The sequence below is a fragment of the Stutzerimonas sp. S1 genome, from assembly GCF_025966695.1.
In the GTDB taxonomy this organism is placed as follows: domain Bacteria; phylum Pseudomonadota; class Gammaproteobacteria; order Pseudomonadales; family Pseudomonadaceae; genus Stutzerimonas.
In genome coordinates this window covers 168,383-187,003 of record NZ_JAOEIY010000004.1, presented here as the reverse complement: position 1 = coordinate 187,003, position 18,621 = coordinate 168,383, and the positions used below count along the sequence as shown (strand labels likewise).

The following is an 18,621-nucleotide window of genomic DNA, read 5'->3' as shown; positions in this document are numbered from 1 at the left end:
TCATGAGCCTGAATCCAAGAGATGCAGTCATCGTCGACTTCGGTCGCACCCCGATGGGGCGCTCCAAAGGCGGCATGCACCGTAATACCCGCGCTGAAACCATGTCCGCACAGCTGATCGACGGCGTGCTGGCGCGCAACCCGAAGATCGACCCGGCCGAAGTCGAGGACGTGATCTGGGGCTGCGTGAACCAGACCCTTGAGCAGGGCTGGAACATCGCGCGCATGGCCTCCTTGCTGACGCGCATTCCGCACACCAGCGCTGGCCAGACCGTGAGCCGCCTATGCGGTTCGTCCATGAGCGCTCTGCACACTGCCGTGCAGGCCATCCAGACCGGCAATGGCGACGTGTTCGTTATCGGTGGCGTGGAGCACATGGGCCACGTCAGCATGATGCACGGCGTCGACCCGAACCCGCAGCTGTCGCTGTACGCCGCCAAGGCGTCCGGCATGATGGGCCTGACCGCCGAAATGCTGGGCAAGATGCACGGCATCACCCGCGAGCAGCAGGATGCCTTCGGTGAGCGTTCGCACCGCCTGGCGCACAAGGCGACCGTGGAAGGCAACTTCAAGGACGAGATCATCCCGATGGAAGGTTTCGATGAGAACGGCTTCCTCAAGGTCTTCGACTTCGACGAAACCATCCGTCCGGACACCACCCTGGAAAGCCTGGCCGCACTGAAGCCGGCGTTCAATCCGAAGGGCGGTACCGTAACTGCAGGTACGTCCTCGCAGATCACCGACGGCGCGTCCTGCATGATCGTCATGTCCGCTCAGCGCGCCAAGGATCTCGGCATCCAGCCGATGGCCGTGGTTCGTGCCATGGCGGTGGCGGGTGTCGATCCGGCGATCATGGGTTACGGTCCGGTGCCTTCCACTCAGAAGGTGCTCAAGCGCGCCGGCCTGACCATCAATGACATCAGCCACGTCGAGCTGAACGAAGCCTTCGCCGCACAGGCCCTGCCGGTGCTCAAGGACCTCAAGCTGCTCGACAAGATGGAAGAGAAGGTCAACCTGCACGGCGGCGCGATCGCCCTGGGTCACCCGTTCGGCTGCTCCGGTGCGCGTATCTCCGGCACCCTGCTGAACGTGATGAAACAGAACAACGGTACGCTCGGTGTCGCTACGATGTGTATCGGTCTGGGCCAGGGGATCAGCACGGTCTTCGAGCGCCTCTGACAGACAGATGCAAACGACTGCGCTAGGCTGCCAGCCAGGTTCGCGAGACCGCGAGCATTGACTGTCGGTCGGCGCAAGGAAGCCGGGGCCTGGTGCCCCGGTTTTTCTTTTTATAGAACAGTGTTCACGTAGGAGGCTGGCATGCAGGTGGAGCCCGGGCGCTATCGCCATTACAAGGGGCCAGAGTACCGGGTGTTTGCGGTGGCGCGACATTCCGAGACGGAAGAGTCGATGGTGTTCTATCAGGCACTCTACGGCGATTACGGACTCTGGGTACGGCCGTTGTCGATGTTCGTCGAGACCGTCGAAGTCGACGGTGAAACCGTGCCCCGGTTCGCCTTGATCGAAGCCGAGCCGAGCCGCTACTGAGAGGCTGATAGGCTTGCTCATCCGGCGCCGCGCTTGACCTTGCCGCGGTCGCCACTATATATAGCGGTGCTTTTCGGACAGAGTGGCGGCTATCGCACTCGGTCTTGCGACATCGATCGCAGTCGGAAGGCTCATCTACAGTGCATCACTGCTGATGCAAGGGGACTGGCCCCCAGCTGCAGATGTGCGCGCAAATTGCCGGAGGCGTTTCCTCCGTTCACCTCTAGATTCAGGAACTCTCCTCTCCATGGGTAAATCGCTGGTCATCGTGGAATCACCGGCCAAGGCCAAGACAATCAACAAGTATTTGGGCAACCAGTACGTGGTGAAGTCGAGTATCGGCCACATCCGCGACCTCCCCACCAGCGGTTCGGCCAACAAGGAGCCGGCCAAGCGTGGCAAGGCTGCGGCGGCTGAGGCACCGGCGTTGTCGCCCAAGGAGAAAGCCAAGCGTCAGTTGTTCGCGCGCATGGGGGTTGATCCGGAGCATGACTGGAAGGCCAAGTACGAGATCCTGCCCGGCAAGGAAAAGGTGATCGAGGAGCTTCGCCGTCTGGCCAAGGAAGCCGACACCATCTACCTCGCAACCGACTTGGATAGAGAAGGGGAGGCCATTGCCTGGCACCTGCGGGAGTCCATCGGCGGTGACGATAGTCGTTACAAGCGTGTGGTGTTTAACGAGATCACCAAAAAGGCAATTCAGGACGCGTTCTCGCAGCCCGGCGAGCTAGATATCAATCGAGTCAATGCCCAGCAGGCTCGGCGTTTCCTCGACCGCGTCGTCGGTTACATGGTGTCGCCGCTGCTGTGGGCGAAGATTGCCCGCGGCCTGTCCGCTGGCCGGGTGCAGTCGGTGGCGGTGAAGCTGGTGGTCGAGCGTGAGCGCGAGATTCGTGCCTTCGTTCCCGAAGAGTATTGGGAGGTGCACGCGGATCTGGCGACCGCGCAGCAGGCCAAGGTGCGTTTCGAGGTCGCCCGCGAGAAGGGCGAGGCCTTCAAACCACTGAACGAGGCGCAGGCCAACGCCGCGCTGGAGAAGCTCAAGGGCTCGAGCTACAGCGTAAGCAAGCGCGAGGACAAGCCGACCAGTAGTAAGCCTGGGGCACCGTTCATCACCTCCACGCTGCAGCAGGCCGCGAGCAATCGCCTCGGCTTCGGCGTGAAGAAGACCATGATGATGGCTCAGCGGCTCTACGAAGCGGGCTACATCACCTATATGCGTACCGACTCGACCAACCTCTCGGCCGACGCGATCACCATGGTGCGCGGCTTCATCGAGAGCGAGTTCGGTGACAAGTATCTGCCCGAGAAGGCGAACGTCTATTCGAGCAAGGAGGGCGCTCAGGAGGCCCACGAGGCGATTCGCCCGTCAGACGTCAATCTGCGGCCCAATCAGCTCTCCGGCATGGAGCGTGACGCCGAGCGCCTGTACGAGCTGATCTGGCGCCAGTTCGTCGCCTGCCAGATGCCGCCGGCGCAGTACCTGTCCACCAGCGTGACGGTCGAGGCCGGTGACTTTGAGCTGCGCGCCAAGGGCCGCATCCTCAAGTTCGACGGCTACACCAAGGTCATGCCGCAGCAGAGTAAGGCCGGCGAGGACGACGTGCTCCCGGAAATGAGCAAGGGCGACGCCATGAAGCTGCTCAAGCTCGATCCGAGCCAGCACTTCACCAAGCCGCCGGCGCGCTACTCCGAAGCGAGCCTGGTCAAGGAAATGGAGAAGCGCGGTATCGGCCGGCCGTCCACTTATGCGGCGATCATTTCCACGATTCAGGATCGCGGCTACGTCTCGCTACACAACCGCCGCTTCTATTCGGAAAAGATGGGCGACATCGTCACAGAGCGCCTTTCCGAGAGCTTCGAGAACCTAATGGACTACGGCTTCACCGCCGGCATGGAAGAGCATCTGGACGATGTGGCTCAGGGCGAGCGCGAGTGGAAGCATGTGCTCGACGAGTTCTACGGCGACTTCAAGAAGAAGCTCGAACAGGCCGAGGGCAGCGAGCACGGCATGCGTGCCAATCAGCCGACGCTAACCGACATTCCCTGTAAGGTCTGCGGCCGGCCGATGATGATCCGCACGGCCTCCACTGGCGTGTTCCTCGGTTGCTCGGGATACAGTCTGCCGCCCAAAGAGCGTTGCAAGTCGACGATCAATCTGGTGCCGGGCGATGAGATTGCAGCGGATGACGAGGGTGAGTCCGAATCGCTGGTGCTGCTGGGCAAGCATCGCTGTCCCATCTGCAGCACTGCAATGGATGCCTACCTGCTCGACGAGAAACGCAAGCTGCACATCTGCGGCAACAACCCCGACTGCCCCGGCTATGAGATCGAGGAAGGCCAGTACCGCATCAAGGGCTATGAAGGTCCGAGCCTGGAATGCGACAAGTGCGGCAGCGAGATGCAGCTCAAGACGGGGCGTTTCGGCAAGTTCTTCGGTTGCACCAATAGCGAGTGCAAGAACACCCGTAAATTGCTGAAGAACGGTGAACCTGCGCCGCCGAAGATGGATGCTGTGAAGATGCCCGAATTGCAGTGCGAGAAGGTCAACGACACCTACGTGCTGCGCGACGGTGCATCCGGTCTGTTCCTGGCTGCGAGCCAGTTCCCGAAGAACCGCGAGACCCGCGCGCCGCTGGTGAAGGAGCTGATCCCGCACCGCGACGAGATTGATCCCAAGTACCACTTTCTGTTGGACGCACCGCAACAGGATCCGGAAGGCCGACCTGCCGTCATCCGCTTCAGTCGCAAGACCAAAGAGCAGTATGTGCAGTCCGAGGTCGAGGGCAAGCCGACTGGCTGGAAGGCCTTCTTCGTCGGCGGCAAGTGGAAGGTCGAAGAGAAATAATCGCAGCGGCGGTAGGCCAGGGACGTGCTGGAGTGCGTCATCTGGCCTGACTGAGTCGCTCAGCAGCGAGGTCAGTCCGTGCTGCGTGGCCTTTCTTGCGGCTCTGGCATTGGCGCTCGCGCGGGTCCATCCTTGCAGCACTTTCTTGCCATTCGGAGAGCGTCTCATGGCTCACGAGTTCTATACCCGAACCAACCAGAAAATCTACTTCGCAGGTCTGTCGCTGGACAGCTGGCGCAAGGCCGAGGAGTCGGGCTCGCTGAATGCGCAGGGGCTGATCCAGGCCGAGCGTGAGGCGAGCCTGTTCCATCTCTACGGCGCGCTGTTGGGACTCTGTCATGAAATCGCGGGCTACTATCGTTCTCCTGGTGCCGGTGCGCCGCGTGTCGAGCTGATCCTGACGCGTCCGGTACTCGATGCAGCGCCTAGCCCTGAACTGGCGGAGCTGGTGGAGCTGGTCGAACAGAGGGAGACTTGGCTGGCCTGTCTGCTGGAAGCCTATGCGGCGCTCTTCGAGCCTCCGCGTGCGCCGGTGACAGCGAAGACTGATCCACGCCAACCGCTTATCGAGACCGTCAGTGTTGAAGAGCAGGCCCCAGTGTTGGCCCGGGCTGAACTCGAACTCTGGCGACAGAACCTGAAAAGCTTGGCCTTGCGCTTTCGCGAGTCGCTGACCGAGTGGTGAGCGGGCGCTTCCACATCATGACTGTTCCGGCTTGCGAGTCAGCATGACGAGGGCAATGCCACAGAGAATAGCCGTACCGGCGATCAGCAGGCGGCCCGTCAGTGCTTCGCCAAGCAGCAACGCTCCGGCAACGGCGGTCAGCAACGGCACGCTCAGTTGCACGCTGGCGGCCTGGATCGCCGTCAGACCGGGTAGCGCCGAATACCAGATCGCGTAGCCGACGCCGGAGGCGAGGGCACCCGAGAGCAGGGCGTAAACCAGGCCCGGGATATCCCACTGCAACTGATTCCAGGCCGACAGGCTCAGCAGGATGCCCAGCGGCACCGCTCGCACGAAGTTACCGGCCGTGGCATTCAGCGGATTGACGGTCCCGCGTCCCCGCAGCGAATAGATTCCCCAGGCGACTCCGGAGGCCAGCATCAGCAGCGCAGCATGCCATGATGGCGCGCTACTGCCCGGCAGCAGCAGAAATATCAGGCCGCCCATCGCCAGGATGAGGCCGACTACCTGCCAGTGGCCGAAGCGCTCGCCACGTATCAGACCCCACACGATCATGCTCAATTGTACGGCGCCGAACAGCAGCAACGCGCCGGTGCCGGCGTCGAGATGCAGATAGGCGAACGAGAACGCCGCGGCGTACACGAACAAGGCCACCGCACCGTACCAGTCACCGTCCGGTATCGCGCGACGTTCCCGTCGCAGCATCAGAAGCCAGAGTGTCAGCGCACCGCCAAGCAGGCGCACGCCGGTGAAGCTGGCGGGGTCTATGGCGGTGTCTCGCAAGGCGATCCGGCACAGCAGCGAATTGCCGGCGAAGGCAAGCATGGCCAAGGTGGTAAGCAACAGAATGCGGGGCGTCATGGAGACTCGGCCTGTTCTTGTGTGTGTTGTGCTGGGCAGTGTCGGTCCGAGTAATGCTACGTCGTGGACGGTCACCCATGAAACCCGGCCATGGTGGGTTGCCTGATGCCGGAAGGCTGCTGCCTTGATGGTCGGCTGGTACAATGCGCGCCTTTCTCGGAGAGCTGATCGAATGCCTACCTCGTTTCTGGAAATTGTCGAGCTACCTGACGGCCGCATCGTACTGCGCCGTGCCGAAGACGAAGAGGTGCTGGTGACGCTGGATTTCTCCGATGACGCGAAACTCTTTCTGCAGGGCCAGCATGTGGAGATCGCCAAGGCGATGTTCAACGTAGGTGTGCAGATGGCTGGACGGATGTCAGAAGGTGATGGCGAGATCGAGTACGAGGATGAGCCGCGGGTACTGCACTGAGCGAGGTGGGTGTAGCGGGGAATTCGGCACGATCCATGTGCCTGTCGGGACTATCTAGCTAGCGGCCTAGGCGAATGTTGAGACTCTGAGCGCTGCCCTGGCTGGCGGCGCTATGCAACGTGCTGCGCATGCGGGCATCCATGTGAGCAAACCAGCTGACGACGGTGTGGCTACAGCCGGAAGTCAGCGCCTTGCAGGTCAGCTCCAGTGCGCCCTGAATACCGCGAGGTTGCAGCAGAATGATGCGTTCGCGATTCAGCCCGGTTTCGCGCAGCCAGTGGGATGACAGAAATGCCGGAGGGGCGACCAGCGTCAGCCAGCGGCTGTCGGGAGCATCGCTGAGTTCGCGCAGCATAGGGGCGAGTAGCAGCCGACAGTGCTCGCTGTTGCCGCTCAGGCTCAACTCACTCAGGCGCTCGAGTTGCGGCGGCGGTGGTTCGGCGAGAAAGGGCGGCATGCCATGAGCGATCAGCCCCTCGAAGAGAGACAGCTGCGGCTTGGCGTTTGTCGTGGGGAGGTACTGCATCGAACGTCTCCTAGCGGCGTATCACGCCGACACTCAAGCCCTCGATCACGAAGTCTTCATGTTCGAGATCCACTTCGATAGGTGCGAACTCGGGGTTCTCCGCCAATAACCAGACTTTGTCACCTTCGCGCTTGAGGCGCTTGACGGTAACCTCTTCGCCAACCCGTGCGACGACGACCTGACCGTTGCGCGCGTCGCGGGTGCTGTGGACGGCCAGCAGGTCGCCATCGAAGATGCCGATGTCCTTCATGCTCATGCCACGTACCCGCAGCAGGTAGTCGGCGCGCGGGTGGAAAAATGCCGGATTGATCTGGCAGGATTCTTCGACATGTTGCTGCGCCAGAATGGGCGCTCCTGCGGCTACCCGACCAATGATCGGCAGGCTGCCTTCCTGTGTGGCAGGCTCGAAATCCGGAATGCGTATCCCGCGCGAGGCGCCGGGCGTCATCTCGATAGCGCCTTTTCGCGCCAGGGCCTTCAGATGCTCCTCGGCAGCATTGGGGGACTTGAAGCCGAGCTCATGGGCGATTTCCGCTCGGGTGGGCGGGTAACCGTTGTCTTCCAGGCAGCGCTTGATGAAGGCGAGGATTTCCGACTGGCGAGGCGTCAGCTTGATCATGGCGGTCTCTGTTCTTTTATACAGTGACTGGGATTATATACAGTGATCGAGCCTTGGCAATTGCTGTTTTTGTCGCGCTTCAATGCCGTCGGATGATTCGGGGATGCTGGCGCGACGACAAGGCGCTAGTGTCATACCCGACTTTCGTGGTTGACTTGCTTTTTGGTGAAACGTAAGTTTCAAACAGATGTTCGTCATTGGAGGGGGCATGGCGCAGTCCGAAACAGTTGAGCGCATTCTGGATGCAGCGGAACAGCTGTTCGCTGAAAAAGGCTTTGCCGAGACTTCGCTTCGCCTGATCACCAGCAAGGCTGGCGTTAACCTCGCTGCGGTGAACTATCATTTCGGCTCGAAGAAAGCGCTCATCCAAGCGGTTTTCTCGCGTTTTCTTGGCCCGTTCTGTGTCAGCCTAGAGCGCGAACTCGATCGGCGGGAGGCACTGTCAGACAAGCCGGACACGCTTGAGGAGTTGCTGGAGATCCTGGTCGACCAGGCGCTCGCTGTTAAACCGCGCAGCGGCGACGATCTGTCGATCTTCATGCGTCTGCTCGGCCTTTCCTTCAGTCAGAGTCAGGGTCACTTGCGGCGCTATCTCGAGGATATGTACGGCAAGGTGTTCCGCCGCTACATGATGCGCGTGCATGAGGCTGCGCCGGCGATTCCGCCGATCGAACTGTTCTGGCGCGTGCACTTCATGCTGGGGGCTGCGGCATTCAGCATGTCCGGAATCAAGGCCCTGCGGGCGATCGCGGAGAACGACTTTGGCGTCAAGACGTCCATCGAGCAGGTCATGCGGATGATGGTACCGTTCCTGGCGGCAGGCATGCGTGCTGAAAGCGGGGTTGGGGATTCGACGTTGGCCGAGGCCCATCCCAAGGGCCGGCGTAATGCCGTCGCCATGCCGGCTAAGGGCTGAGGTTCTAGGTTGTCCCTCCATCGGCTAAGCTAGCCGCCCATGACCATTCTCGATTGTCTGTATATCTCTCTTGCTGACCAGCAGCTCTATGGCGTTGCCGAAGGCCGGTTGAGCTGTCGCTTTCCCGTTTCCAGCGCGCGTAACGGCGCAGGTGAGAGAAATGGCTCCGGTTGTACGCCGCGCGGACTCCATCAGGTGCGTGCGCGTATCGGTGCGGGTTTGCCGATGGGCGCGGTGCTGCGTGGTCGGCGCTGGACCGGGGAAATCTGGTCTGCGGGATTGCATCAGCAGTTTCCCGGTCGCGATTGGATTCTGAGCCGCATCCTCTGGTTGAGCGGGTGCGAGGTCGGCGTCAACCGGCTGGGCGAAGTCGACACCTTTCGCCGCTATATCTACCTGCACGGCACCCCCGACTGTGAGCCCATGGGCGTAGCGCTCTCTCATGGCTGTATTCGAATGCGCAATGCAGACCTCGTCCTGCTATTCGAGCAGGTGCCGCTGCATTGCCCAGTATTTATAGAAGAGGCTTCGCACCCGGAATGGGCTGCGGCCGAGATCGATCAAGGATTCGCGTAACCTCATGCAAGGCTCACTGATGCTGGATATCGGCGGTACTTGGCTGACCGCCGAGGATCGTCAACTGCTACGTCAACCGGAAGTCGGCGGGCTGATTCTATTCGCCCGTAACATCGAACATCCGCGCCAGGTGCTGGAACTGTGCCGTTCGATCAGGGCCCTGCGTCCGGAGCTGTTGCTGGCAGTGGATCAGGAGGGTGGCCGTGTCCAGCGGCTGCGCCAGGGATTCGTGCGACTGCCGGCGATGCGGGAGTTTTCCCATTGTGTCGACGGCGTCAGACTGGCCGAGGCCTGCGGCTGGGTAATGGCCACTGAAGTGGCGGCGGTGGGCCTGGATTTCAGCTTTGCGCCGGTGCTGGATCTCGACCATCAGCGGAGCACGGTCGTCGGTTCTCGGGCTTTCGAGGCCGACCCCGCACGCGCGATCGAGCTGATTGCGGCGTTCGTCAGCGGCATGCGTGCGGCGGGCATGGCGGCAACTGGCAAGCATTTCCCCGGTCACGGTTGGGCCGAGGCGGATTCGCACGTGGCAATTCCGGTCGACGACCGTAGCCTTGATGAGATTCGGGCTAACGATCTGATCCCGTTCAAGGCGTTGGCCGGCGTGCTCGATGCGGTAATGCCAGCTCATGTCATCTTTCCCAAGGTCGATGATCAGCCGGCGGGTTTCTCCAAGCGCTGGCTGCAGGACATTCTGCGCGGCGAGGTGGGCTTCCGCGGTGTGATCTTCAGCGATGACCTGTCCATGGCCGGCGCGCACGTGGCAGGCGATGCGGCCGCGCGGATCGAGGCAGCCCTGCATGCCGGCTGTGACATGGGGCTTGTGTGCAACGATCGCGCGGCTGCGGAATTAGCGCTCGCGGCCCTCCAGCGTCTGGATGTGAAACCTGCTCCGACGTTGGCGCGCATGCGCAGTGCCGGGATCGCTTCGCTGGATTACAAGCAGCATCCGCGCTGGCTGGAGTCGGTCGGTATGTTGCGTGGCGCCGGTCTCATCGACTGAATAATCCCGTTTTCGAGGAAATCTCCATGACTGTTCATGCAATCATCGGCGGCACCGGGCTGACCGAGTTGGATGGTCTCGTGCTGCGCGAGACCAAAGCGATCGAGACGCCGTACGGGTCGCCATCAGCGGATATCGTTTTCGGTGAATATGCTGGCCGTGACGTGTTGTTTCTGGCGAGACATGGACATCCGCATCGTATTCCGCCGCATCAGGTCAACTATCGGGCCAATGTGTGGGCGCTCAAGCAGGCCGGCGCGCAAGCGATCGTCGCGGTAAATGCCGTGGGTGGCATTCATGCGGCGATGGGGTCGGGGCACTTCTGTGTGCCGCATCAGGTCATCGATTACAGCTATGGCCGCGAACATACCTTCTTCGAGGGTGATATCGACCACGTCACCCATATCGACTTCAGCTTTCCCTACGATGGGGATCTGCGCGAACGACTCATCGCGGCGCTTGCGGCGCAAGGGTGTGCGTTCAGCAGCCACGGCGTGTATGGCTGCACCCAGGGCCCACGCCTGGAAACGGTCGCCGAAATCGCCCGTATGGAGCGCGACGGCTGCGATATCGTCGGTATGACTGGTATGCCGGAGGCGGTACTGGCGCGCGAGCTGGACTTGCCGTATGCCTGTCTGGCGCTGGTAGTCAATCCTGCCGCCGGCAAGTCGAGTGGCGTGATCACCATGAGCGAGATCGAGGCGGCACTCGTCGAGGGCATTGGCAAGGCGCGCGCGGTACTGGCCCGTATCCTGGCGTAAGCACAGGCAGGGCGAGAGGGCGACGGTAAACGGAAACAGGATTGTCATCGTGGCGCGTGAGACTGTTCATTTTGTGGCGCCTCCCCGTTGCGGCAGAAATGTTGCTTGCTACACTGAGCCGTCCTTTGGAGTATCGGAATGCTTTACCAGCCACGCAGAATAAGAATGCTAAGCACCGTGGTGCTGCTGAGTCTCTTCAGCCTCCTTGCCGGCTGCTCCACTTGGTTCGGCGCCTCATTCCAAGATCCGAAAGTCGAGCTCGCCAAGGTCGAAATCATCAAGGCGCGCCTGCTGGAGCAGCAGTTCCTGCTGCGCTTTCGCATCGACAATCCCAACGATCACAGCCTGCCGGTGCGCGGGCTCGTCTATACCGTCCATCTCAACGACATCGAACTCGCCAGCGGCGAGTCCAGTGGGTGGTTAACGGTGCCGGCCAACGGTTTCGACTATTACGAAGTGCCGGTGCATACCAACCTGTGGAAGCACATGAAGTACATCGTCCGCCTGTTGGAGAAGCCTGATCGTCCGATTCGCTATCGGCTCGACGGCGAGATAAAGATCGGCATGATGCTTGGTCGGCGCGTGCACGTTGCGTCCAATGGCGAGATAATTCCCGGCAATTTCATCCCTGAGTAGTCCACGCAACATGAATCACGAAACTCACGTCCACGGCCCAGACTGCAATCACGACCATGACCACGAGCATCATCACGTGCACGGTCCGCACTGTAATCATGGGCATCACGAGCCGGTACGCAATCCGCTGAAGGATGTCGGCCGCAACGACCCTTGCCCGTGTGGCAGCCAGAAGAAGTACAAGAAGTGTCACGGCGCCTGATCCGGCCATGACTCCGCTTGCTCTCGTCCTGCTGATCGGTGCGCTGCTGCTGATCCTGGCCCTAGGCGGCTATGCGCTTTACCTGTGGCGCCGGGTGTGGCGCAACGAACGGGCAGTTGCCGAGGCGCAAGCCCAGCGTCATGCTGCACTCGCCGCCGACCTGCGAGTTCTTGCCAGCAGTCTGTTGGACGAGCAGCTACCGCTGATCGAAGGCGCTATCCGCATCAAGGTGTTGCTCGACAATTACGACTCGGCGCTCGGTCAGGATCCGCGTTGCCAGGTTTTCCAGCTGCTCTTCGAGGCGACCGAACAGGTGCCGACGCATGCGGCCTGGAAGGCGTTGGACAAGAGCGAGCGCCGTCGTCACGAAGCCAGCTTCAGTGCTCTGGAGTTGCAGCACAAGGCGGAAGCCCGGCGCTCGGCGCGCTGGCTGCTCGACGAGGCTCTGCCTAAAGCTAATGACGCGGCCTGAGAGCGCCAACTCGTACCGCAGCACGTTGTCCAATCGTCCATTATCTCCACCGACTTGCCGTTCCTTCAGGAGCCGTCGATGTCTCTGCGTCTGCCTTTCCCGCTGATTCGCCTGGCCCTTGGTACGGCGATCGGGCTCGTCGCCCTCACTGGCTGTCAGTCCTATCTGGACAACCGCTACAGCGCAAGCCTGCCGCCGGCACAGGGCATTCAGCCGCTGGCGGGCCTGGCCGGCAGTGCGAGCATCCGCCGCAACCCGCTGGGCATGCCGCTAATCGAGACCTCTTCGTTTCATGATGCGCTGTTTGCTTTGGGCTATGTCCATGCCACGGATCGCCTGAGTCAGATGGTCAGCCTGCGCCTGACCGCTCAGGGACGGCTGGCCGAGATGGCTGGGCCGGGTGTGCTGGAAATCGATCGTTTCATGCGGACGGTGAATCTGCGCCAGAGCGCCGAGCTGCTCTATCGCGAAGCCTCGCCGCGGATGAAGAAGTTCTTCGAGGTGTATGCACGCGGCGTCAACGCGTATCTGTTCCGCCATCGCGACAAGTTGCCGATGGATCTTGCCGAGTCCGGTTATCGCCCCGAGTACTGGAAGCCCGAAGATTCGGTGCTGGTGTTCTGCCTGTTGAATTTCGGCCTGTCGGTCAACCTGCAGGAGGAAATTTCCGCTCTGGTCATGGCGCAGAAGGTCGGTAGCGACAAGCTTGCCTGGTTGCTGCCGACCTATCCGGACGAGCCGCTGCCGATCGAGGAAGCTGAGAAGCTGAAGGGTCTGAATCTGGCCGGGCAGATTCCCGGGCTGGCAGCGCTTGACCGCGCCGCGACGCAGGTGGCATCGCTGAACATGCTGGGCGTGGCCGCTTCCAACAACTGGGCGATCGCAGGCAGTCACAGTCGTGGCGGCAAACCATTGCTGGCCAACGATACCCATCTGCCACTGTCGATGCCGTCGTACTGGAATTTCGTGCAGATTCGCTCCCCGAAATTCCAGGCCGCTGGCGTGTCCATCGCCGGCGTGCCGGCCGTGGTCGCTGGTTTCAACGGCAAGTTGGGCTGGGGGATGACCATGGTCATGGGCGACAACCAGGACCTATTCCTCGAGCAGATTCGTCGTGAAGGTTCGCGCCTGATGTACCTGGCCGATGGCAAGTGGCTCGCGGCCCGCGAGCGTCATGAAACCTTCTTCATCAAGGGACAGCGACCGGTTCGCGAGATCATCTACGAAACCCGTCACGGCCCGTTGCTCAACAGTGCACTCGGCGAGCGCAAGCATCCGATCCAGCCGCTGCAGCTCAGCAGCGGTTACGGCCTGGCGCTCAAGACCACGCAGCTGGAGGCGGATAAGTCGCTGGATGCGTTCTTCGATCTGTCTCGTGCGCAGTCGGTCGATCAGGCTTTCGCGGCCACCGGCAAGATCGGTGCGGCGGCGCTGAACATGGTATTTGCCGATCGTCAGAGCATCGGCTGGCAGGTGACCGGGCGTTTCCCCAATCGACGCGATGGCCTTGGTCTGATGCCATCGCCAGGCTGGGAGGGGCGTTACGACTGGGACGGCTTCGCCGATCCGATGCTGCATCCGTACGATCAGGATCCGGCGCAGGGCTGGCTGGGTACGGCCAACCACCGCACTGCGCCGCGCGGCTATGGCATGCAGCTGTCCAGTACGTGGTATGCGCCGGAACGCTTCGAGCGCCTGGCTGAGCTGGCCGGGCGCGGCAAGCACGATACCCGCAGCATGATTGCCATGCAGTACGACCAGACCACCTCATTCGCGGCCAAACTCAAGGCCATGTTCGACGGGCCGGGCATGGCCCAGCCGTTGCAGGCGGCCATCAAGGCTCTGCCGCCGGCTCAGCGGACCAAGGCCGAGGAAGCCTACAAGCGTCTCATGGCCTTTGATGGCCGATTGGCCGCCAGCTCGGCAGATGCTGCGCTGTACGGCGCCTTCCTGCATGAAAGTGCGCGCCAGACCTTTCTCGATGAGCTGGGACCGGATGACAGCCAGGCCTGGAAAGCGCTGCTGCAGGTGTCCGGCCTGTCCTATTCGGCGCAGGCCGACCATCTGCTCGGCCGCGACGACAGCCCCTTCTGGGACGACATCGGCACGCCACAGGTCGAGGACAAACCGGCGATCCTGGCCCGCAGCCTGGCCGCGGCGGTGAATCTGCTGGAGGCGCAGCTGGGGCACGATCGCAGCGCCTGGCAGTGGGGCAAGCTGCATCGTTACGAGTGGCTTACCGGCAGTACCCAGCTGGCGCCGCACCTGCCGGCGGGGCAGGGGCGCTCGATCAAGGCGCTGCACGGTTATCTGGATCGCGGTCCCTATCCGGCGGGGGGCGACCACAGCACGCTGAACGTCTCGGCGTATCGCTGGGGCGAGGGGTTCGACACCTGGCTGGTTCCGGCGATGCGCATCATCGTCGACTTCAACCGCGCCGAGCCGATGCTGGGGCTGAACAGCTCGGGTCAGTCAGGTAATCCGGCCAGCCCGCACTATGCGGATGGCATCGATGCCTGGATGAAGGCGCAGTACCTGAGTTTCCCGTTCCAGCCGGCGAATCTGGACAAAGCCTACGGCACTCGGCGGCTGTTGCTGACGCCGGCTAAGTAGCCGGCTAGTTCCCGCCATGCGACTCGGGCGCCTGGCGGGACGCGCTCAATCACTTACCACCTCGAGCACGCGGATCAGCTCCGGCGTCGGATAGTGCCAACGCACCTGCACGTCCCAGAACTGCGTGCCATAGCGTCGCTCTGGTTCGGGCGTCTGATAGGCCGGGCGGGGGTCCTGCGCCAGGCATTGTTCGATCAGTTCCACCAGCGGCTCACCCAGGCGCAAGGCTTCGCGCTGAGCCTGAGCGAGGCCCTGTGCGCTCCACTGCACCTCGACCAACGGTGGCGGTGCTGCCGCCATCGCGTTGGTCGCATCGGGCAGGGCGTCCGCGTAAGGGACGTACGGCTTGATGTCGAGAATCGGCGTACCGTCGAGCAGATCGATCCCCGATAGCAGCAGCCGATTTGGCTCCACCTTGTCCAGCTTGACCACTGACTGGCCGATGCCGTTGGGGCGATGGGTCGAGCGCGTGGCGAAAACGCCCATCATGCGGTTACCGCCCAGGCGCGGCGGCCGCACCCTGAGACGTGGCTGATCTTCCAGCGCCTGGTGGAACAGGAACAGCAGCCATACGTGGCTGACCTGCTCCAGCCCGGCCACCGCCTCGCCGGTATCGAACGGCGGCAGCAGCTCCAGCACACCGCGTGCGGCAGGGGCTAGCTGTGGCTGGCGCGGGATGGCGAACTTCTCTTTGAAGCAGGAGTGCAGGATGCCGACAGGGCGGACGTGATGCAGCATGGAAGGCGCCCGGGGAAAGGAAGCGAGGCTGCGGATGATACGCGTCGGGCGTCGTGAGAGCACCCCGCACCCGGTTGGGCGCGGGGCGTCCGCTCGATTAGAGGTTGAGCAGGCGGGCCACGTAGTCAGCGTCCTTGTCACCACGGCCGGACAGGTTGACCAGAATGTGCGCATCCTGCGGCAGTGTCGGCGCCACGCGGATCGCCCAGGCTACCGCGTGGGCGCTTTCCAGCGCCGGGATGATGCCTTCCACGCGCGACAGGGTCATGAACGCGTCGAGGCATTCCTGATCGGTCGCGGTCTGATAATTCACCCGGCCGAGATCCTTCAGATAGCTGTGCTGCGGGCCGACACCGGGGTAGTCCAGCCCGGACGCGATGGAGTGCACGGCTGACGGATTGCCCTCGGCATCTTCCAACACGTAGCAGGCCATGCCATGCAGTTCTCCGGGCTTGCCCTTGGACAGCGTGGCCGAGTGGCGGCCGGGCTTGTCCAGGCTCTCGCCGGCCGGCTCGATACCAACCAGCTCGACCGCAGCATCCTCCAGGAAGGCGGTGAACATGCCCATGGCATTGGAGCCGCCACCCACGCAGGCGACGACCTGATCGGGCAGGCGGCCATGTTTGGCCAGGAACTGCGCACGCGCCTCGGTACCGATGATCGACTGGAAGTCGCGGACCATCTTCGGGAACGGATGTGGGCCGACCACCGAACCGATGGCGTAGATGTAGTTGTGCGGGTCCTTCAGGTATTCCTCGAAGGCGCTGTCCACCGCTTCCTTGAGCGTCGCGGCGCCGCGGGTCACCGGCACCAGCTTGCAGCCGAGGATCTTCATCTTGGTGACGTTGGGGTGTTCCTTCTCGATATCCACCTGGCCCATGTGGATCTCGCAGGGAATACCCACCAGCGCGCAGGCGGTGGCCAGGGCCACGCCGTGCTGACCGGCGCCGGTCTCGGCGATCACCTTGGTCTTGCCCATGAATTTGGCCAGCAATGCCTCGCCCAGGCAGTGGTTGATCTTGTGCGCGCCGGTGTGGTTCAGGTCCTCGCGCTTGAGATGAATCTGCGCACCACCGAGCTGCTGGGAGAGGCGGCGAGCATGGAAGATCGGGCTTGGGCGGCCCACGTAGTCGGCGAACAGGGAGGCCAACTCCTGCTGGAAGTCGTCGCGCTGGCGGATTTCTTCGTAGGCCAGATTGATGTCGTCCATCGCCTGCTTGAGGTGCGGCGGCACCAGCTGGCCGCCATAGGGGCCGAAATATCCGTTGGCATCAGGCATGGCGGCGAAGCGCGAGTCTTGGGTCATGGGCGTGCGAGTCCTGTAGGGGCCGTGAAAATTGGCAGTTTATCGGGAGGCAATTCGTTCCGGGCTGCGGCAGATCAGCATGCGGGCCGGCCTCGTGCATCCACAGCGATCAGCGTGGCGCGTGGTTGTCCGCCGAGGCAGCACTGAACGAGCTGCCAGACCCCGCAGTCGCGGCGATAGCGGGTATTCATGCGCGACCCGGGCCGAGGCGTGGGCGGATTCTACGCCGCCTCACCACAATCGCGGAATCCGGCGCGAGGTCAGCAGTACGTGGCCCAGGACCGAGGTCGTTCTTCCAGCAATAGCTGGTTTGGGCGGAGCTTGGCCGCTGGGGAGGCGGGCGGCAGATTGCTCCTCAGCCGCAGCGTGGAACTAGCCGGCCTGGGTGCAGGCTCGGTTGAATCCGGCGTTAGCCATCACCCTCGGTAGCTTGGCGCCTTGAGAATTGGCGGATCGAAGCAATTTCCTCCGGTGCTATCCCGAGCGATTCCAGAAAATCCTGATGCGCATCAGGCGACATCTTCTCGAATTCCGCATGCCATTTTTGCATTCCTTCTTCGTTCAATCCGGTGGAGGCGAGTAGCGCAATCCACTGCGCCTTGGTCATTGAACGACTCTTTCGCAGCACCTGCGCGTCGCCGAGCAATTGGGCGATGACGTGTTGTTGCTGTCGGAGTTTGGCGATTTCCTCGTTGACCTTCTGCAAGTGACGTTCCAGCACCACAGGAGCCGATGCGCCATCGGCCTGTAATAGCGTTCCGATGACATCCAGCGAGAGCCCCGCATCGCGATAGGTCATTATCCTTTCCATGCGCTGCACATCGCCTTCGGAATAAAGGCGATAGCCAGACGAACTGCGCGCCGATGGCGAAAGGAGGCCGATTTCGTCGTAGTAGAGAAGTGCACTACGAGACAGCCCAACGCGCTTCCCAAGTTGCCCCACTGTATACATGCCGATAATTCCTCGGGAGGGCGAGGCCAGGCCCCGCGGGGGGATTGGCCTCCCCAAGTGCATCAACCAAGCTGTGAGAACTTCCTGACGTTCAGGATCTCTTCTGCGTCAAGACCGATCCATTGCAGAAACGATTGATGTTGGGCCGGATATCGCCGCTCAAATTCACGGTGCCACCTGTGCATCATCGCCTCATCCAGTCCTGTGGCTTCAAACAGCTCTATCCATTGCTCCTGGGTCATGTTGACCGCGGTCATGTGATCTCTCCTAACGCTTCATGGCTGACGACACCACGCCGTCAGCCACCAACTCTGGAGTGTCAAGTAATAGACAGGTCAAGCTGTGCCACGGATTTTTGGCCAGAGTCTACGGGGAGGTGTCTGCGAAACTATGGGCGATTCAAGGATCGAAAAAAGCTTTCCTCACTGCTTGTGGGGAGAGTTCATATACGCATTGTTAGGCGCTATTCGTGACGGACTTTAATTGCCATTGCGTGGCCTGAAGTCTGAGATCGAAAATGGAGTTTTTTCTTTTATAAGTACTTCGATGGCTTCAAATGTATTTGCGGCTTCATTAAGCAGTGGATTTTCCTTTGCTGCTTGTAATGCCCACACTGCTATCCTATAACCTTCGCCGTCTTCTTTGATGCAAGCTGTATATTTAATTGTGGCTTGGCTTTTTTCTGAGTAGATAGTTGCGAGTAAAGGTTCACTTTTTAAAAAGGCTATTTGTTGTGTGCGAAGTGATTTTTGGTTTTCTGATTTCTCGGACCTATCAAGGCGCTTAGCTATTGAAATGGCAAATAATGAAACAATTACCCAGCCATAGTGCTCATGGCGGCCGCTTCCATGTGTTGTGCTAATCCATTCAAGAATTGGTGGTAAAAATTGATCCATCTATATTGCCTAACGTTTGACGTGAGGGGCGGCCGGAGCCGAAGGTGGAGGG

21 protein-coding genes are annotated in these 18,621 nt (G+C 61.5%); 13 read left to right on the top strand and 8 right to left on the bottom strand.

Features of this window, described 5'->3' with window-relative positions:
* The first annotated feature begins 2 nt into the window (after positions 1 to 2).
* From fadA to N8H22_RS10070, 4 genes are all read left to right on the top strand, one after another.
* Complete coding sequence (fadA, locus tag N8H22_RS10085; protein ID WP_264590372.1) at positions 3 to 1,178, top strand: acetyl-CoA C-acyltransferase FadA; 1,176 nt, start codon at positions 3 to 5, stop codon at positions 1,176 to 1,178.
* A gap of 141 nt (positions 1,179 to 1,319) precedes the next feature.
* Positions 1,320 to 1,547, top strand: coding sequence for a DUF1653 domain-containing protein (locus N8H22_RS10080; protein WP_264590371.1), 228 nt, complete (start codon positions 1,320 to 1,322; stop codon positions 1,545 to 1,547).
* A gap of 247 nt (positions 1,548 to 1,794) precedes the next feature.
* A complete protein-coding gene (gene topA, locus N8H22_RS10075) occupies positions 1,795 to 4,395 on the top strand; it encodes a type I DNA topoisomerase (RefSeq protein WP_264590370.1) in 2,601 nt (866 codons plus the stop codon).
* Positions 4,396 to 4,561: 166 nt separating this feature from the next.
* Positions 4,562 to 5,080 (top strand): DUF6586 family protein, encoded by a 519-nt coding sequence (locus tag N8H22_RS10070; RefSeq protein WP_264590369.1) that lies wholly within the window; start codon positions 4,562 to 4,564, stop codon positions 5,078 to 5,080.
* A 15-nt stretch (positions 5,081 to 5,095) separates the two neighbouring features.
* Here the strand turns inward: N8H22_RS10070 and N8H22_RS10065 are convergent, their stop codons facing one another.
* Entirely contained in the window at positions 5,096 to 5,941 is an 846-nt protein-coding gene (locus tag N8H22_RS10065) for a DMT family transporter (protein ID WP_264590368.1), read from the bottom strand.
* Between the two features lie 172 nt (positions 5,942 to 6,113).
* On the opposite strand from N8H22_RS10065, the gene N8H22_RS10060 reads away from it, so the two are divergent.
* Complete coding sequence (locus N8H22_RS10060; RefSeq protein WP_008570830.1) at positions 6,114 to 6,353, top strand: hypothetical protein; 240 nt, start codon at positions 6,114 to 6,116, stop codon at positions 6,351 to 6,353.
* Between the two features lie 58 nt (positions 6,354 to 6,411).
* On the opposite strand, the gene sulA is transcribed toward N8H22_RS10060, so the two are convergent.
* Positions 6,412 to 6,879, bottom strand: a complete 468-nt coding sequence (gene sulA / locus N8H22_RS10055) for an SOS-induced cell division inhibitor SulA (protein ID WP_264590367.1) — start codon at positions 6,877 to 6,879, stop codon at positions 6,412 to 6,414.
* A gap of 10 nt (positions 6,880 to 6,889) precedes the next feature.
* Positions 6,890 to 7,498, bottom strand: a complete 609-nt coding sequence (lexA, locus tag N8H22_RS10050; RefSeq protein ID WP_264590366.1) for a transcriptional repressor LexA — start codon at positions 7,496 to 7,498, stop codon at positions 6,890 to 6,892.
* 208 nt (positions 7,499 to 7,706) lie between these two features.
* Between lexA and N8H22_RS10045 the strand changes: the two genes are divergently transcribed.
* The 8 genes from N8H22_RS10045 to N8H22_RS10010 all read left to right on the top strand — a co-directional run bounded on the left by N8H22_RS10045 (position 7,707) and on the right by N8H22_RS10010 (position 14,677).
* Complete coding sequence (locus tag N8H22_RS10045) at positions 7,707 to 8,414, top strand: TetR/AcrR family transcriptional regulator (protein WP_264590365.1); 708 nt, start codon at positions 7,707 to 7,709, stop codon at positions 8,412 to 8,414.
* A 39-nt stretch (positions 8,415 to 8,453) separates the two neighbouring features.
* On the top strand, positions 8,454 to 8,990 hold the full coding sequence (locus N8H22_RS10040; protein ID WP_264590364.1) for a L,D-transpeptidase: 537 nt from the start codon (positions 8,454 to 8,456) through the stop codon (positions 8,988 to 8,990).
* Positions 8,991 to 8,994: 4 nt separating this feature from the next.
* Positions 8,995 to 9,993, top strand: coding sequence for a beta-N-acetylhexosaminidase (nagZ, locus tag N8H22_RS10035; RefSeq protein ID WP_264590363.1), 999 nt, complete (start codon positions 8,995 to 8,997; stop codon positions 9,991 to 9,993).
* Positions 9,994 to 10,019: 26 nt separating this feature from the next.
* A complete protein-coding gene (locus N8H22_RS10030) occupies positions 10,020 to 10,754 on the top strand; it encodes an S-methyl-5'-thioinosine phosphorylase (protein ID WP_264590362.1) in 735 nt (244 codons plus the stop codon).
* 138 nt (positions 10,755 to 10,892) lie between these two features.
* Positions 10,893 to 11,390 carry an LEA type 2 family protein gene (locus N8H22_RS10025; RefSeq protein WP_264590361.1) on the top strand — a complete coding sequence of 166 codons (498 nt, stop codon included), beginning with the start codon at positions 10,893 to 10,895 and terminating at the stop codon, positions 11,388 to 11,390.
* 10 nt (positions 11,391 to 11,400) lie between these two features.
* Complete coding sequence (locus N8H22_RS10020; protein ID WP_264590360.1) at positions 11,401 to 11,592, top strand: SEC-C metal-binding domain-containing protein; 192 nt, start codon at positions 11,401 to 11,403, stop codon at positions 11,590 to 11,592.
* 7 nt (positions 11,593 to 11,599) lie between these two features.
* Positions 11,600 to 12,064 carry a DUF2489 domain-containing protein gene (locus tag N8H22_RS10015; protein ID WP_264590359.1) on the top strand — a complete coding sequence of 155 codons (465 nt, stop codon included), beginning with the start codon at positions 11,600 to 11,602 and terminating at the stop codon, positions 12,062 to 12,064.
* Between the two features lie 78 nt (positions 12,065 to 12,142).
* Entirely contained in the window at positions 12,143 to 14,677 is a 2,535-nt protein-coding gene (locus tag N8H22_RS10010) for a penicillin acylase family protein (RefSeq protein ID WP_264590358.1), read from the top strand.
* 45 nt (positions 14,678 to 14,722) lie between these two features.
* Here N8H22_RS10010 and tsaA read toward each other — a convergent pair whose 3' ends face one another.
* The 5 genes from tsaA to N8H22_RS09985 form a co-directional block, all read right to left on the bottom strand.
* Positions 14,723 to 15,415 carry a tRNA (N6-threonylcarbamoyladenosine(37)-N6)-methyltransferase TrmO gene (gene tsaA, locus N8H22_RS10005; RefSeq protein ID WP_264590357.1) on the bottom strand — a complete coding sequence of 231 codons (693 nt, stop codon included), beginning with the start codon at positions 15,413 to 15,415 and terminating at the stop codon, positions 14,723 to 14,725.
* A 97-nt stretch (positions 15,416 to 15,512) separates the two neighbouring features.
* Positions 15,513 to 16,721: a tryptophan synthase subunit beta gene (gene trpB, locus N8H22_RS10000; RefSeq protein ID WP_264590356.1), complete on the bottom strand. Its 1,209-nt coding sequence runs from the start codon at positions 16,719 to 16,721 to the stop codon at positions 15,513 to 15,515.
* 409 nt (positions 16,722 to 17,130) lie between these two features.
* Positions 17,131 to 17,673, bottom strand: coding sequence for a MerR family transcriptional regulator (locus N8H22_RS09995; protein WP_264590355.1), 543 nt, complete (start codon positions 17,671 to 17,673; stop codon positions 17,131 to 17,133).
* Between the two features lie 62 nt (positions 17,674 to 17,735).
* Positions 17,736 to 17,930 carry a hypothetical protein gene (locus N8H22_RS09990; protein WP_264590354.1) on the bottom strand — a complete coding sequence of 65 codons (195 nt, stop codon included), beginning with the start codon at positions 17,928 to 17,930 and terminating at the stop codon, positions 17,736 to 17,738.
* Between the two features lie 222 nt (positions 17,931 to 18,152).
* Positions 18,153 to 18,569 carry a hypothetical protein gene (locus tag N8H22_RS09985; RefSeq protein WP_264590353.1) on the bottom strand — a complete coding sequence of 139 codons (417 nt, stop codon included), beginning with the start codon at positions 18,567 to 18,569 and terminating at the stop codon, positions 18,153 to 18,155.
* Positions 18,570 to 18,621 lie beyond the last annotated feature (52 nt).